We start from the raw sequence: 14,674 nt of genomic DNA, 5'->3' as shown, positions 1-14,674 counted from the left end.
GCATCACCTATGTCCTGGAGAGGTCGTAATGTCCTAGTGGAGGAGGGACTGGAATCCTTATCTTTAATTTTCCTTGTCTTAACCATGGAGAAATCATATATGCTACACCATTCCTTTCCCAGCTTAATATTTTAGCATCAGTCTTAGTCAGCCCAAGGTTCTCTGAGATTTCCAGGGAGACCCTAAATACGAACTTTGTATTGGCTAGTTGCACTATTATGTCACTGAGGTCGTTCGGGTTGTGGGTGGAGAATAGAAAGCCTATTCTTCTCCTCCTCCCCAATCTCATTAGCGTAGAGATTTTTCCAGCCACACGCCTTACATAGTTGTTGTCCTCTTCTCCCCCTCTTGCGGAAGGGAAGAACCTATGTGCCTCATCTATAACCATCAGAAGTCTGTTGTTGGTCTCTCCTGACCTCATCTTCCTCTCTCTTAGCGAGAATATCCTATCCAGAAAATAGTACGTTAATATTTTCTGGGAGAAGTCGTCCAGCTCTTGGTTGTATAAATCTATAACTATAAATTTAGAACTTGAAAGGATATCATTTAATGAGGTTCTAGGAACTCTGATGTCAAAGAGCCCCGTCTCCCTGAGGAGATAGAGCCCTCTAAGAATGTTCTCCCTGGTGCTCTTGTGTACTTGTAATTTTTCAAATCTCTCCTCGTTAATTGTCTCAATAAACTCCTCCAGGTTAATTACGTCCTTAATCTCTGAGGTCATTATCTTCAGAAAGTGTGATGCCTGTTCACTGAAATATGGATTAAGTTTGTGTATAATTTTTACGTTTTCCTTAAAGGAAAGATAGAACGGGTTCACGTTAATCTTTGATTTCCATCCTTTAGTCTCCAGTGAAATAGTTCTCCCTGAGATCTGGATCTCTGTCTCAATACCTCTTTTTTTAATATGTTCCAGTAAAGGCCTCACGTACAGGTCGAAGTAGGTTTTGGTAATCTCCTCTTCGTTTCTCTCAGTTAGGTTTCGCCTTACCCATTGAACAGTCACTGGGAAAATTACATTCTCCTCTACTCCCTCCAGAGGGCCGTTGAGCTTTTGAAAGTCCTCTAGTCCTCTTCTTACAGTCTCAGAGGAGAAGTCTGGGGGAAGAAAGGAATGATAATAGTCCCCTGTCGCATCAAAGACAACAATTTGCTCGTCATCAACTGTCTTTAAGAGAGAGGCTATAACGTCCTTAATGAAGGATGTCTTGCCTGCACCCGTTGTTCCTATAACTAGGGCATGGAAGTTCAGTTCTTCAGGGGGAATTCCCACTTTTGCCTCGGAGTTGGATACCTCAAGGAATCCGAACTTAAGTCTCCCCCTATTTATGCTCATTGCCCGTTCAATCATTTCAGGGTATGGGATTATTACTGGGGATTGTGGTTCAGGGATAATATCAGCAGGCAGTGCCTCTCCCTTTGTTAGGGGATCTAACCTAGTTAGCATTTCGCACTTCAGTATGACGTTCCCAATTAGAGTCCCAGGATCCTCATCCTCCATCATCTTAGGAGTTAAATCGTTGGAGTTGAAAAGGGAGGAGGTGATGTCACTCCTCTCATATCCTACTACCTGAAGGAGAATGAACTGAAGAGTTCTTATGTCCACCGTCCCCAAAAGTATACCAATTCTTCCCAGATAGTCGAAAGAGTAGTAGGTATTGGGATCAACGACTACGTTTACGTAGAGGTTCTCTTGGTCTATTTTATTGGGAATATACTTAGATATCCTACCTATTGCACTTCCCAGGGTGACGGCCAACGCTCTGGCTCTTCCTGCCCTGTCCTTTACGCCGTTATAAAGCTCATCGATCAAAGTCCAAGACCCTCCAGCCTGCTGTAGAAACTGGCTTGCATTCCCATCTGTTGTAAATCCTGTATTAACAGGGAAAATACAGCTGACGATATCTCCTTAGCCAGCTTATCAGCCAATGCCAATGGTAAAGGAATCCCATCAAAGGACATAGGAATGGAAAGTAAAGTCTCTGGTAAGAAGGAGTTCGAGATTGATTCTATACGTAGTATTGAAAATTTCTCAACAAAAGGATGAAAAGGTACGACAACATAATGGGAAGTAATTTCCAGCTCCTCCTGTTTTCTAATTACTGGACCGACAATGAAAGGTCTGTTAGGAGTCCTTTGTATTTTCCTAGCTAGATGGGTTAACAGAGCCTCGTCGGAAGAGAAAGAGTGAGGATTGATCCCATACGTTGAGTAAAAATAGTTGTCATCTTTCCTCATGGCGTTGACCAATATTGAGGATCTGTTGACCCTCTTCACAATCCCGACTAGATTACGGTTCAGTGTACTTTTTCTTCTCTCTATCAGTTTTTGTGATATTTTTTTATTCAAATAGATAAATCTAGGAATAAGAGGGCCATCAATTAATACGAACTGTTTGTCCTTCAATCTCTCAATACATGCAGTCTCAAGGGAAAACCTTAGCTCTGTTTCGAGTGCGTTTTGGTCGTTAATATTCAGTTGTTGTGTGGAAAATTTCGAAACTGATGGAGGAAGGACAAAATCTTCTATCCTATCGACATTGGTGAAAGGTGTAGCTATTGATATGAAAGGAATATCTTGATCCAGTCCCTTCATTCCGCCAAATGACGGGAAAGTAAGCAACGCACCCCTAGTGTTAGAGAAAGCAACGACTGAGCTTACCGAAACTACTCCTTGGGAAAAGAAGAAACTCCTACTGCTACCGTCTATTGCCACTACTTCCTCGTTTAGCTGGGAAAGCTCATCAACAACCTTGATAAGTCCCTTAGGATCTTGCACAAATACTTCGTCATGTACATCATAGTCCCCTGCCTGCGTAACGAGAGGTGGGTTATTGAACTGGAAGACTATGTACTTGGCAACTGTCTCAGTAAATACTTTCGATAGCCCACCCCTCATGCTCATATTAAAATAATAACAATGATAGAAATATTTAAATATAGTGTATTACTCACGCTTTCAGCAGCTGTCGGGCTGCGACGGTAATTGGATCCCACACGACAGATATAGCAGGGAGGTAACCCATCTCCGCGAAGAACATCTCCTCGACTGTAACCCTCTTCATCAACGCGACTGATATGGCGTCTAGTCTGCCTAAGACCTCCTCACCACCCACTATCTGTCCTCCGAGGAGTCTTTTGCTTTCCTCGTCTGCTATTAACCTGACATATATGTCCTTTGCTCCTGGATAATACCTGGCTCTGGTTTTGCTCTTAATGGTAGCGGAGATCGGTTTAAAACCAGCCTTTTTTGCTTCAGCCTCGTTAAGCCCCACTTTACCTATGTAAATATCCCTGTACTTTGTAATCATGTTCCCCACTGTACCTGGAAATGTTGTCCTCTTGCCACCAACGTTGCTGCCAGCTACGAAACCCATCTTATTAGCCACTGGAGCGAAGGGCATCCACACTCTCTCAGCAGAGACTAGGTTGACCGTTTCTGCCACATCTCCTGCAGCGTAAACTCCTTTCATACTGGTCTCCATGTATTCGTTTGTCTCGATTGCACCTGACTTTCCCAGGTTCAATTTTCCTTTGAAGAGGGATACGTTGGGCGTAACGCCAAGGGCTAAAACTACTCCATCCACTTCGTATTTTCCCTTGTCGGTTTTTACACTTTTTTCTCCAATGTCTTCCACGTCTTCTCCTAGCCTAAGATCTACATCCTTACTCACAGCGTCCGTAACTACCTTCCCCAAGTCCTCATCCAGCATTCTATTTAACACGTAACGTCCCCTATGTATCAGCACTACCTTCTTACCTAAAGCTACCAGTGCTTCAGCCATCTCGACTCCCAGTATTCCTCCACCAATTACTGCTACCTTATTTAAGGACCAAAGATCCCTTCTCAGTTCCACAGCGTGAGCCGGATGATGCACGTAGAAAACCCTCTTGCCTTCAGCCTCAGGGATCCTTTTGGGAACTGCCCCTAAAGAGATTACGAGCCAATCATATTCAAGCCTCTTATTTCCAACATCAACAGTTCTAGATCCAATATCTACCTCTCTCACTGTAGTATTAGTAAACATCTCTATCTTCCTTTCCTTCTCAAAGAATAAGGGGGTGTAGGTCATGAATAGGTTTTCGTCGTCGAAAAGACCTTCCACAAAATAAGGTATTCCACAGGGGGCGTGGCTAACCATACTTGTCGCCTCAATCACCTTTATGTCAATATCAGGTCTTAGTCTTCTTGCCCTAGAAGCCGCGCTCATCCCTGCAGCTCCTCCCCCTAAAACCACTAAAGTTTCTGTCATAATGTTTCCTTCTCCCCAATGCTTTTATGCGAAGATGAACATAATCTATACTATGGAGTCCAAAGAAAAAGTTAAAGAACTTTTGAATAATTTGGATAAAATAGGAGGAATCGGTCTTAGCGTTGCCGAACAGGGAATAATAGCATTTTCTAAGATGCAGTTGAAGAAAATTCTGGAATCAGTTGAGAAATTTGAAAATAGCATTAAGGATAAAAACTGGGACCAGTCCATAGTCTCGCTCATTGGGACAGTGGAGAAGGTCAACATACTTTACGCTTACCTGATGCAACCTTCCGTTTTAAGTTCACTGATGTCAAGCAAGGTCGGAGAGATTGCTGAGAGTAGTCTGGACGTGCTGACTGACCTCATGGGGGAAGCCATTACCACTATGAAGAGGAACTTGAAGGAAATGGGACTTGAGACCTTGTCCGTGTCCATGAATTCATCACCACCAACGTTTAATATTTCCCTGTCTATTAAAAGTCAATAAATACATTTTAAAGGACATATTTTTACATAGAGATAGTTATAATTCCTCGCTAACCTAAAACCTAATAGAGACTATACTAACTTAATTTCAAGTGGATTTTATGTTAAGGCTGTTCAATACTCTTGGGAGAAGGCTAGAGGAGTTCGTTCCTTATTACGAAGACACGGTGAGGATGTACGTTTGCGGTCCAACGGTATATGATGAAGTTCACATAGGCCACGGTAGGACGTTCGTAGCCTTTGACGCTATGACCAGATACTTGAGAAGGAAGGGGTATAACGTCATACGGATCCAGAATATAACAGATATTGACGATAAAATAATAAACAAGGCTAAGGAGACCGGAGTCACTTGGGAGGAAGTCTCTGAACTCTACTCCAAGAGTTACCTAGAGATGATGACTGACCTAAAGGTGAGGATAGACCTCCACCCTAAGGTATCAACTCATATCAAGGAGATAATAGAATTTATAGAAAAACTAATTGAAAAAGGTCACGCCTACCTTTCCAACGGAAGCGTTTACTTTGACGTGAATTCCTATCCTAAATACGGCGAACTATCCAACACAAGGATGGAGGCTTGGGGACAGGAAGAAGAGGCGGTAAAGGAGAAGAGAAACCCATATGACTTCGCCCTTTGGAAGGCTAATAAGCCGGGGGAACCTTTCTGGGAGTCCCCCTGGGGTAAAGGGAGACCAGGTTGGCACATTGAGTGCTCCACAATGTCAACGAGATACTTGGGGAGCAAGATCGATATCCACGGTGGAGGGATGGATCTAGTATTTCCTCATCACGAGAATGAAAGGGCCCAGACGGAGTCCTTAACTGGAGGTACCTGGGTAAAGTATTGGTTGCACGTAGCTTTCCTAACCATCAGGAAGGAGAAGATGTCTAAGTCCAAGGGAAACATAGTTCCACTAAAAGAGGCTCTCGGTAAGTATGGCCCTTCCGTGCTCCGTTACTGGTTCCTCTCCTCCCAATATAGAACCTCAGTTGAGTACAGCGAGGAGAATCTAGAGCAAAGCTCCAGAGCCCTCCAAAGACTCAAGGATTCCATTTCCATATTGAGGAAGATAATACAGGAAGGGCCGAAATATTATGCAAAGGACGAAGATATAAGGACTCAGAAACAGGTTGTTTCCTTGGTGTCAAAGTTCAATGAGTCCATGGATAACGACTTTGACACTGCCAATGCCTTATCTGCAATCCATGAGTTAGCATCTGTAACATTCTCCAAACTTCAATACAGCGAGGATCCTTTAGGTGCCCTAATAGCATTGGACGGATTTAGGCAATTTAACGAAGTATTTGGAGTCATGGATGAGGAGTTCTCTGCAGAGACGGAAAGGATAGAGAAAATATTGGACAGTGTAGTGGAAATAAGAAATATTCTGAGAAAAAGGCAAATGTACGATTTGTCTGACCAGATTAGAGATATCCTATTGAAAAACGGTGTCAAGCTCTTAGATTCCAAGGAGGGGTCTACTTGGAGATTTCAGTGATCATGAAAGGCATCCTCTCCCCCTGCCAGAATCTCTCTAACATCTCCCTTGTCGTGGAAGTCAAGTCCAGCTGATCTAACTCCTCCCTACTGTAGAACTTGACCTCCTTAGCGTCAGAGGAGGGTCTCAAGTTTCCTCCTATTTCTTCGCTGATGAAGTCTAAGATGACGTAATGGTAACCCTCCCTAAAGACTTCTATAATAGCCATGAGGACCCTAGGTTCAACCTCTAGTCCCGTCTCCTCCAAAGTTTCCCTCTTGACTGCTTCTCGCAACGTCTCCCCAAATTCCACCTTTCCACCGGGTATAGCCCATTTATCTGCGTTGGGAGGATGGGCCCTCCTGACCAGTAAGACTCTATCTTTCCTGAAAATCACAGACCCGACTGCAACTAACGGTCTACTCATCTCGGATGATGATCTAGTGATGATAAAAGTTATTAAATCATCCTATTGTTCTATACTGATGTCACAATTGAGGTTCGTCATAGCGCTCATATTGGCGTTCACGTTAGTACTAGCCTTTAGCAATACGCTTTCAGGTTTAGTATTTTATCCAACCGGGAATGAGGCCACAGGATACCACGTTCCAGTCAACATGAATTACTACCTGAACGTGTATAACGTTACTAAGGTAGGTAACTCAACTGTCAACAAACTGGTTGAAACGAGTGTAGTTAAGTATAACGTAGAGTCCATCAATGGTACGTGGGTCAGGGTGGACGTTATTAGCAATTACACAGCGGTCAATAACGTAACTGTGGTAAAACCTGGAATTTATAATGTGAACTATGCCTTAGACCCACTGAGTCTGGATTTCCCTTACATGTACCCACTTTTCATGTCAAATTCGACCAGCTACGGTATACAGACCAACCAAACTTCGTTGATACTCTCCTATGTGAACTCAACGAACTCAAGTGGAGGTACCATATTTATATATAGGGAAGTCTCCCCTTCGAGTTACACTTTCAACGTACTCCCTTCAGGAGTGATCCAGGGCATATCCACGACCAATTCGAACTTAAGATTCAATATGACCCTAATAAGTTACTCAAATTCCACTCAACTACAAGCTGTCAACTTCTCTACAAACCCAGGTTTCGTTTACGAGAACCTTACGTATTCCAACTACTCAGCGTCTTACGTCCCATCCGGATATATAGAGTACGTGTATCCTGCCCAACTACCGGGCAATGTTCTATTAATGGTAAAATATAACGTCCAAGGACTGGAGGGCTTCCCCCTAGGCGGTTTCACCTATCTTGAGGGAACCCCAGTGAACTTCATTATAAACGTGGGTAACTTGTCATCTTTGCCAACCAACTTCGTTCAGGAGGCAGGTCAAACGTTAGTCTGGAACTCCATAAACTTCAACCAGGTAGGAAGTGTAATTAAAACAATAAACGGTAACCAGTATAACGTGTCGGAATATCAAGGCAAAATAGTAAGGGCAAACGTAACTTTCGCTAAGATCGTCCTTTACGTTAGTAAGGGGATGATAGTTGAGGAGGATTACAACCAAACCTTCCCATCGCAGTCAAGTTATAAGTTAGTTTTCCTCAGTAACACGTACATAAACCCTAATGTGCACTACCCTATTGTAACCAGTTACTACAATCAGACCCTGCCTTATAAACCTGTGAACCCTTCCGAATCTCTGACCATAGCCATTGTCGTAACCTTAGTCGTTGTGGGAATACTTGTGATTCTACACAGGAGATAAGCGTCTCGTATAAAGAATTAAAGCAAAAGACTAGAAAAATTTTTTAATAATCGTTCATCACTAATTATTAATGACATCGGTCGAAGAAGTTTTAACTTCCAATTTGTATGTACAACAGACTAAAAAATTATATAAGATAGGGGAAATCCTAGGGCTACATGAAGATCAATTAACCGCTCTGTCTACTCCTGAGAGGGTTATACAAGTAAAGATTCAGATAAAGGGGAAAGACGGGCTAATAAAGACGTTTACTGGATGGCGTTCTCAACACAATAGCGCCCTAGGTCCATACAAGGGTGGGGTCAGGTTCCATCCCAACGTTACTCAGGATGAAGTGATAGCCCTTTCCATGATAATGACTTGGAAGAACTCCCTTCTTCAGTTACCCTACGGAGGAGGGAAGGCTGGTGTAAGGGTAGATCCCAAATCTCTATCGAGGGAGGAGCTAGAACAGTTGTCCAGGAACTTCATCGATGCTATCTATAAGTACATTGGAAGTGATATAGATGTGCCCGCTCCAGACGTCAACACGGATTCACAGATAATGTCATGGTTTTTAGACGAATACACTAAGATCTCAGGAAAGATAGATCCAGCGACTTTTACCGGAAAGCCTGTTGACTTGGGAGGTCTCTCAGTTAGGGAGTTCAGTACCGGTTTAGGTGTTGTACACACTGCAAAGTTAGCTGCAGACAAATTCCTAGGTGGACTAGAGGGTAGAAGGGTTATCATACAAGGTTTCGGTAATCTAGGTAGTTTTGCAGCAAAATTCTTCCAGGAAAACGGGGCGACAGTTATTGGTGTAAGCGATTCTAAGGGTGGAGTCATAAATCCAAACGGACTGGATTACAACAAGTTAGAAGAAGTAAAGAAGACCACAGGATCTGTGGTTAACTACCCTGAGGGAAAGAAGGTAACAAACGACGAGCTACTGGTTACTGAGACAGACATACTAGTTCCAGCAGCGTTAGAGAATGTTATACATAAGTACAATGCGCCCAAGATAAAGTCTAAATTGATAGTAGAAGGAGCAAACGGTCCTCTCACAGCAGACGCAGACTCAATACTGAAGGAAAGAGGCATACCGGTCGTTCCTGACATACTAGCTAACTCCGGTGGCGTTGTGGGAAGTTATGTCGAGTGGGCAAACAATAGGATGGGAGAAATAATTAATGAGGATGACGCTAAGAAGCTTATCCTAACTAGAATGGAGAAGGCCTTCGAGGAGATTTACAAGAAGTACAACAGCCTAGGAGATCAAGATCTTAGGACCGCCGCAATGGTAGTAGCTGTAGAGAGAGTAATAAGGGCTATGAGGGTTAGAGGTCTCATATAAATTGTATTAAGAAGAGGGCAACTAATATAACAGTTATGGCTAAGGCCACAATTATCATCCACTTTTCTATATTTTTTGACGTCCCGAAAATTATAGGTATAGGCCCAATGAAGATTATTCCCCCAGCCTCTCTTTTTTCCGTTTGCTTCTCCTCTTCAGTTTCCTCTCTTGATCTAACGGATCTGGCCATTGTCACAATTATGTCGAGGAAAATTAGAATGAAACCTACAAAGATTAAAAGGATGCCGATGCCAATTAGACTCATAATTTATTAAATGGGCTGTGCGGTTTTAATTTTATTCACAAGTATTTCCAACTCTTTGGGTATCTCTACGGAATCTATCCTTGAAATGATGTCCCCAATGGCAGACCTCATATTACCGTAATCTAAGCCCCTCCTCTTAAGCACGTTTGCTAACCACCTCACGTTGTCCTCCCTTGATAGGTCCTTCATTTCCTTATCATCAGGATAGATCCCAATTCTCTTTAGGGCCTCTAGCATGCCGCTTTTGCTATAAAACGATTCAACCTCCCTGTTAAGGGGAAGGCAATAATCCTTAAGTTCGTTATCGATCTTGTCGCATAGACCAAGGAAGAGCATGTCGAGCTTGAGCATCTTTCTTAACTTGAGCCAAGTCTGTAGCTCCAGCTCGTTCCTCACCGTATATATTACTAAGCCGTTGTACTCTGGGTACACGTTAAGTTTCTTCAACCAGTTTAGGATCACGCTAGGCTCCGCGAGCTCACTGGAGATGACTATCGTCTTGCTAAAAAGTATGTCGCCCACGTTTATTTTTAACACAGAGAATGCGGACTTGATCTCTTCATCGAGTTGGAAACCGATTGCATTGGACGCCACTTGTCCTCTTTTCAACACAATGAAGTTATCTACCTCTGAGGATACAATGAAGGGTGAATGGGTAGTCATAAAAACCTGCAGAACGTTGCTGTCCGTCCATGATTTCAGGAGTTTAGCAATTTTATATTGCATTATGGGGTGCATGTTCACTTCTGGCTCTTCCACTAAAAGCACTTTGTTACCACTAAGCCAAATTACAAATAACATTAGGATTATTCTCTGGAAACCGCTTGCAGCTAGATCTATATATATGGGCAAGTTATACACGTTCAGTACGAGCTTCTTTGAGTCCCAGATTTCTATACCCTTAACCTCCGGGATCGTGTTGCTCACTAAATTGGCGAAATCATACCAATATTTCCTTAGGTTAATGGGGGACCTGTTAAGCCCCACAATTCTATTCAAAACATCATCGAAGTAGTTCTGATCAAAAATGGGAACGTACTCAATCTGAGATGCGGAGTAGTCCAACAGTTTTCTGGCGCTCTCTATCTCGTCCTTGGAGGGCACTGAACCGTTTATCCTTATCAAGTCAAGGTCCCACTCTAAATATCCGTTAATGTATCTCAACTTGTTGACCAGGTCAATAACCACGTTCTGACTCTTACCCGTAACCTTCTCTACTTCCTTCTCGTTAAACTCAAGCCTGCCTCCTAATAGAATGGGTCTAGACGTATCGTAGCCATTCCACATTAACAGATACTCTTGGCTCTTATCTTCAATCGACCTTTTCTCAATCCCGGCTGAGAGGTTCTTGATAAAAAGAAAAATCGAGGTTAGTAGGTTCGTCTTCCCGTAACCGTTTGGTCCTACTATTACGTTAAATCCGCCCAAGTTCCTAAGTTCAACTGTCTCAAGACTCCTGAAGTTATTGGTATAGAACTCGCCGAGCCTCAATACTATCACTTAAGTGTATTACTATCTAAGTTCATATAACGCTATGGCTCTTAGAGAACGTTATTACTCTTCGTAGAGAAAAAAGGGGATATTATTAGCCAAATCGCTTTAAAGGGTTGACCTTATTAAACCTCCGTCTACTGGTATAAGGGATCCAGTGACGTAGGTGGAGAGGGTGGAACACAAGAACAATATTACGTTGGCAACTTCCTCTGGAGATCCTATTCTTCCAAGAGGGACGTCCTTAACTATCTCGGAGATTACTTGATCCTCTGTCTTTCCTTCCCTCCTAGCCCTGTCTCTAGCTAACTGACCGACTCTCTCTGTCATGGTCCAACCTGGCATAACCCCGTTCACAAGTATACCCTTAGAACCCAGTTCCCTAGAAGCAACTTTGATGAGTCCCGCTAAGGAGAGTCTCACCACGTTGGATAGGTCAAGGTTATCTATGGGTTGCTTCAGCGACATTGAGGTGGAAAGGACTATTCTACCCCCATCTTTCATTAGTCGAGCGCTCTCCCTGATTATAACAACTGCACTCATGAGGAGAAGGTTAAACGCGACCCCCCAGTCTTCATCGGTTAGCTCCATTAGGTTACCCGGCTTAGGGCTACCGGTAACGTAGACTACGATATCCAATCCCTTCATGAGGGAGTAGGACTCTTGGACAAGCATCTTAGCTTCATCTATTTTGCTTAAATCAGCTACAACTTCATGGACCTTTCCTATCCCTTTTAGTTTCTCGTAAGCTCGGTGTAAATTTTCCCTATCATGGGACGAGATTACTACCTCAGCTCCTTCCTCTAGAAACCTCTTTGCTGTGGCGAAGCCTATGCCCTTACTCGAAGCCGTCACGAGAACCTTTTTACCCTTTATTCCCAGATCCATTTTGATCTAGAAAACTTTCTATGGTGATAGTTTTTGAACTTGATCTATTCACGAGCTGAGACAACCTAATAAAATCCTCCTCCATAACCTTGCTTAAATTCGGATTGTATAGTGCCGCAGCAGGATGGTATGAAGGAAAAATTATAACTTTACCGTGTTCAAAGGCAATTTCGAAAGTTTTACCTCTGGCACGGGATATGGGTTCTTGACTTAACCCCGCAATTTTCTGAAAAAACGCTGTGGAGTGGCTTCCAAGAGTTACTATTATCCTAGGTTTTATTACATTTATTTCAGCAATAAGATAAGGTGAGCATGCATCTATCTCTTCCTTCTCTGGATCTCTATTATTAGGGGGTCTACATTTGACCAAATTGGTGATATATACCGATTCTCTAGATAAACCTGCTTTAGTCAGTAATTGGTTCAAAAATTTTCCCGCAGACCCTACAAACGGTCTACCCAGAGCGTCCTCTCTCGATCCTGGGGCTTCTCCAACTAACATCAACTCGCTTACTATCCCTTCTCCAGGAACAGCGCGTCTTCTGGTATTGGCTAGCTTGCACCTTTCGCAGCTTATTACTGAGTTCCTAATGTCCTGCAACTGCTCCATGGCTATTGTCCATTAGGTTACCGAGTTTAATATTCTTGGCCATCAGCGAGAGAAAAGTCATAACCACCGACAATATTGTAGCTACTACGAAAATTAAGGAGAACGCATAGTCAGAGGGTAGTTCTATGGGATAGAATATGGTGTTGCTATTAAACGGTATCATTTCCACTAAACTTGCTTGATAAGTCCCCATGATGGCACCAGCGACTGAGGGACCTATTGTCCCCCCTATCAATCTGAAAACTGTGTTGATTGAGGTTGCAGTTCCCATAACTTGTCTTTCCACAGAGAAGGTAAGCATATTTACCAGACTTACGTTGAGCAAGGTAGCTCCTAGCATTGCTAGGGTTCCCAGGAGGATTACAGGATCGATGTTCTGCCCACCATTAGTTACCAGAAGAGATAACGCTAGGTAAACCGGTATTAAGATCGTGGAACCGACTATCATTATGGATCTAGGTCCCTTTGAAGATATTAGCCTCCCCGCTATTGGTCCACTGACAAGTTGTATTAGGGCAGTGGGCAGAAGAGCTATCCCCGTTGCTTGGATGTCCAAGTTGAAGCCAATTGGATTAGGTTCCTCAAATAGGTAAGTTAGGGTCTGGGACCCCATGAACACTGCGAACCCGGCAACAACTGCAGCCATGTTGGCTATGAGCACGTTCCTCCTTTTTAGAAGCTTTACCGATATTAAAGGAAATGGATTCTTGCTCTGATAAAAGATGAAAAATGAAAAAGCAAATAGGGAGAACAAAAGATCACCTATAGTCAATGGAGAGTTCCATCCCCACGTGGGTGCTTCGCTAAACCCTAGTATGAGAGTGGCTAGAGATAAGGACAGTATCCCAGCCCCAATGAAGTCAATTCTACTGTTGGGATTTTTGTATCTGGATTCCCTTATCTGTGTAGAGGTCAGGACAGCCATGAGGACAACAAATGGTATCACAGAGTGGTAAGTGTACTGCCAGCCAAAGTTTTGGGAAATGTAGGCTCCAATGGGTAAGGCTATAGCTGAACCCGCTCCGAACATGGCGCTTACTATACCCTGGGCTGTAGGGACCAGCCTGGGAGGGAACTCTTCCCTTATAAGACTAAAAGCAAGTGGAAACATAGCTAATCCTAGCCCCTGAACTGCCCTTGCTAGTATCAGCAGGCTGAAGGTAGGTGCAAACCCGGTTAAGGTCACTCCTAGGGCATATATCCATATGATGATTGTCAAAACTCTCTTTTTGCCATACAGATCCCCAAGTTTCCCTGCTATAGGGTTCATCACTGAGCCAGTCAGAAGGTACACTGTTAAAACCCAGCTTACCTGGGCAGCGTTGACCCCAAAGTCGTCCTCTATCTTTACTAGGGAAGGAATTAACATGCCCTCAGTGTACATCACTACAATTGCCAGCGGAGCTAGCACCATTAAAGCCCTGTAGGCGTACTTCAAATCAAAGTCCTTTGAATCATCAGGCTTGGCCTTTGGAACTTCCATAAGTTTCTTCAAGATAAAATTTAGGTTTTAAAACTATGTGAACAGTCAGTTTATCGACCCTTACTTCACTTATCTGTTTATGTCGGCGTCATCACTGTACCCCGCCCGGCTGAGGACTTTCATCCGCCGGTTTTACCGATTCCAGCCCTGGTAAGGGGCGGGGTCTTCTAGCTCTCTTAATCATTCTGTAGATATAAATTATTAATACTATCTGACCTAGGTCCACCTGGAGTGAGTTGGAACCATTATAATGGATTAATAGCATAAACGGAAGCACAGTTATAACCGGGTGCCAAACAATGGAAATAATATAATAATTAAGATAATTTAAGAAAACGAAAGATAGGGCAGAGGAGTCTATGATCAGGTTTTTAAAAATGTTCTTCCCTCCCCAAAAAAGAATAGCAGATATGATAAATATCAATAAATTAATGAAAGCTACAAATGACACACCCACTGGGACGCCCAAATCGTAATATGCGTTTCCGTAGGCATAGACTTTAGGCTCGTCCAATGGTGCAACCGCTGAAAGTGGAAATGAGACTAATATCAATATGACAGCTCCCACAATTGAATACAAAATGTAAGTCAGAAAACTCGGGTCTTTTCCACTGTTCTGATCCATATGCTACTTCAC

The 14,674-nt window shown here is 43.1% G+C and carries 14 protein-coding genes; 4 read left to right on the top strand and 10 right to left on the bottom strand.

Translation table 11 applies throughout. The features are described from left to right. Positions 1-7: 7 nt before the first annotated feature. From GWK48_RS04105 to GWK48_RS04095, 3 genes are read right to left on the bottom strand one after another with little or no spacing between them, the layout of a single operon-like run. Positions 8-1,810 (bottom strand): ATP-binding protein, encoded by a 1,803-nt coding sequence (locus tag GWK48_RS04105; RefSeq protein ID WP_174629875.1) that lies wholly within the window; start codon positions 1,808-1,810, stop codon positions 8-10. Continuing rightward, positions 1,807-2,901, bottom strand: a complete 1,095-nt coding sequence (locus tag GWK48_RS04100) for a DNA double-strand break repair nuclease NurA (RefSeq protein ID WP_174629873.1) — start codon at positions 2,899-2,901, stop codon at positions 1,807-1,809. Before GWK48_RS04100 ends, GWK48_RS04105 begins: the two co-directional genes overlap by 4 nt. A 46-nt stretch (positions 2,902-2,947) precedes the next feature. Beyond that, on the bottom strand, positions 2,948-4,249 hold the full coding sequence (locus GWK48_RS04095) for an FAD-dependent oxidoreductase (protein WP_174629871.1): 1,302 nt from the start codon (positions 4,247-4,249) through the stop codon (positions 2,948-2,950). Between the two features lie 52 nt (positions 4,250-4,301). On the opposite strand from GWK48_RS04095, the gene GWK48_RS04090 reads away from it, so the two are divergent. After that, positions 4,302-4,739, top strand: a complete 438-nt coding sequence (locus GWK48_RS04090) for a hypothetical protein (protein ID WP_174629869.1) — start codon at positions 4,302-4,304, stop codon at positions 4,737-4,739. A gap of 100 nt (positions 4,740-4,839) precedes the next feature. Then, on the top strand, positions 4,840-6,240 hold the full coding sequence (gene cysS / locus GWK48_RS04085) for a cysteine--tRNA ligase (protein ID WP_174632529.1): 1,401 nt from the start codon (positions 4,840-4,842) through the stop codon (positions 6,238-6,240). Here the strand turns inward: cysS and GWK48_RS04080 are convergent. Then, positions 6,221-6,646 carry an NUDIX hydrolase gene (locus GWK48_RS04080; protein WP_174629867.1) on the bottom strand — a complete coding sequence of 142 codons (426 nt, stop codon included), beginning with the start codon at positions 6,644-6,646 and terminating at the stop codon, positions 6,221-6,223. The genes cysS and GWK48_RS04080 overlap by 20 nt on opposite strands. 58 nt (positions 6,647-6,704) lie before the next feature. On the opposite strand from GWK48_RS04080, the gene GWK48_RS04075 reads away from it, so the two are divergent. Continuing rightward, the gene (locus GWK48_RS04075; RefSeq protein ID WP_174629865.1) at positions 6,705-7,964 is read left to right on the top strand and encodes a hypothetical protein; all 1,260 of its coding nucleotides are present in this window, start codon (positions 6,705-6,707) and stop codon (positions 7,962-7,964) included. Positions 7,965-8,034: 70 nt separating this feature from the next. Continuing rightward, positions 8,035-9,300 carry a Glu/Leu/Phe/Val family dehydrogenase gene (locus GWK48_RS04070; protein WP_174629863.1) on the top strand — a complete coding sequence of 422 codons (1,266 nt, stop codon included), beginning with the start codon at positions 8,035-8,037 and terminating at the stop codon, positions 9,298-9,300. Here the strand turns inward: GWK48_RS04070 and GWK48_RS04065 are convergent. From GWK48_RS04065 to GWK48_RS04040, 6 genes are all read right to left on the bottom strand, one after another. Then, the gene (locus GWK48_RS04065; protein ID WP_174629861.1) at positions 9,293-9,565 is read right to left on the bottom strand and encodes a TIGR00304 family membrane protein; all 273 of its coding nucleotides are present in this window, start codon (positions 9,563-9,565) and stop codon (positions 9,293-9,295) included. The two genes, GWK48_RS04070 and GWK48_RS04065, sit on opposite strands and share 8 nt — an antisense overlap. A gap of 6 nt (positions 9,566-9,571) precedes the next feature. After that, entirely contained in the window at positions 9,572-11,056 is a 1,485-nt protein-coding gene (locus GWK48_RS04060) for an ATP-dependent nuclease (RefSeq protein WP_174632528.1), read from the bottom strand. Positions 11,057-11,164: 108 nt separating this feature from the next. Beyond that, complete coding sequence (locus GWK48_RS04055) at positions 11,165-11,944, bottom strand: SDR family oxidoreductase (protein ID WP_174629860.1); 780 nt, start codon at positions 11,942-11,944, stop codon at positions 11,165-11,167. Continuing rightward, a complete protein-coding gene (gene udg, locus GWK48_RS04050) occupies positions 11,922-12,554 on the bottom strand; it encodes a type-4 uracil-DNA glycosylase (RefSeq protein ID WP_174629858.1) in 633 nt (210 codons plus the stop codon). The genes GWK48_RS04055 and udg overlap by 23 nt, the downstream gene beginning before the upstream one ends. Next, positions 12,532-14,037, bottom strand: a complete 1,506-nt coding sequence (locus GWK48_RS04045; RefSeq protein WP_174629856.1) for an MFS transporter — start codon at positions 14,035-14,037, stop codon at positions 12,532-12,534. Before GWK48_RS04045 ends, udg begins: the two co-directional genes overlap by 23 nt. Positions 14,038-14,128: 91 nt before the next feature. Next, on the bottom strand, positions 14,129-14,662 hold the full coding sequence (locus GWK48_RS04040) for a Sec62 family protein translocation protein (RefSeq protein WP_174629854.1): 534 nt from the start codon (positions 14,660-14,662) through the stop codon (positions 14,129-14,131). Positions 14,663-14,674 lie beyond the last annotated feature (12 nt).

It is taken from the genome of Metallosphaera tengchongensis (assembly GCF_013343295.1).
In the GTDB taxonomy this organism is placed as follows: domain Archaea; phylum Thermoproteota; class Thermoprotei_A; order Sulfolobales; family Sulfolobaceae; genus Metallosphaera; species Metallosphaera tengchongensis.
This window is presented reverse-complemented; position numbering and strand designations above follow the sequence as displayed.

Excerpts from the sequence above, each read along its gene's own strand:
- GWK48_RS04100 (WP_174629873.1), bottom strand. The coding sequence starts at position 2,901 with ATGAGCATGAGGGGTGGGCTATCGAAAGTATTTACTGAGACAGTTGCC.
- GWK48_RS04095 (WP_174629871.1), bottom strand. The coding sequence starts at position 4,249 with ATGACAGAAACTTTAGTGGTTTTAGGGGGAGGAGCTGCAGGGATGAGC.
- GWK48_RS04090 (WP_174629869.1), top strand. The coding sequence starts at position 4,302 with ATGGAGTCCAAAGAAAAAGTTAAAGAACTTTTGAATAATTTGGATAAA.
- cysS (WP_174632529.1), top strand. The coding sequence starts at position 4,840 with ATGTTAAGGCTGTTCAATACTCTTGGGAGAAGGCTAGAGGAGTTCGTT.
- GWK48_RS04080 (WP_174629867.1), bottom strand. The coding sequence starts at position 6,646 with ATGAGTAGACCGTTAGTTGCAGTCGGGTCTGTGATTTTCAGGAAAGAT.
- GWK48_RS04075 (WP_174629865.1), top strand. The coding sequence starts at position 6,705 with ATGTCACAATTGAGGTTCGTCATAGCGCTCATATTGGCGTTCACGTTA.
- GWK48_RS04070 (WP_174629863.1), top strand. The coding sequence starts at position 8,035 with ATGACATCGGTCGAAGAAGTTTTAACTTCCAATTTGTATGTACAACAG.
- GWK48_RS04065 (WP_174629861.1), bottom strand. The coding sequence starts at position 9,565 with ATGAGTCTAATTGGCATCGGCATCCTTTTAATCTTTGTAGGTTTCATT.
- GWK48_RS04055 (WP_174629860.1), bottom strand. The coding sequence starts at position 11,944 with ATGGATCTGGGAATAAAGGGTAAAAAGGTTCTCGTGACGGCTTCGAGT.
- udg (WP_174629858.1), bottom strand. The coding sequence starts at position 12,554 with ATGGAGCAGTTGCAGGACATTAGGAACTCAGTAATAAGCTGCGAAAGG.
- GWK48_RS04045 (WP_174629856.1), bottom strand. The coding sequence starts at position 14,037 with ATGGAAGTTCCAAAGGCCAAGCCTGATGATTCAAAGGACTTTGATTTG.
- GWK48_RS04040 (WP_174629854.1), bottom strand. The coding sequence starts at position 14,662 with ATGGATCAGAACAGTGGAAAAGACCCGAGTTTTCTGACTTACATTTTG.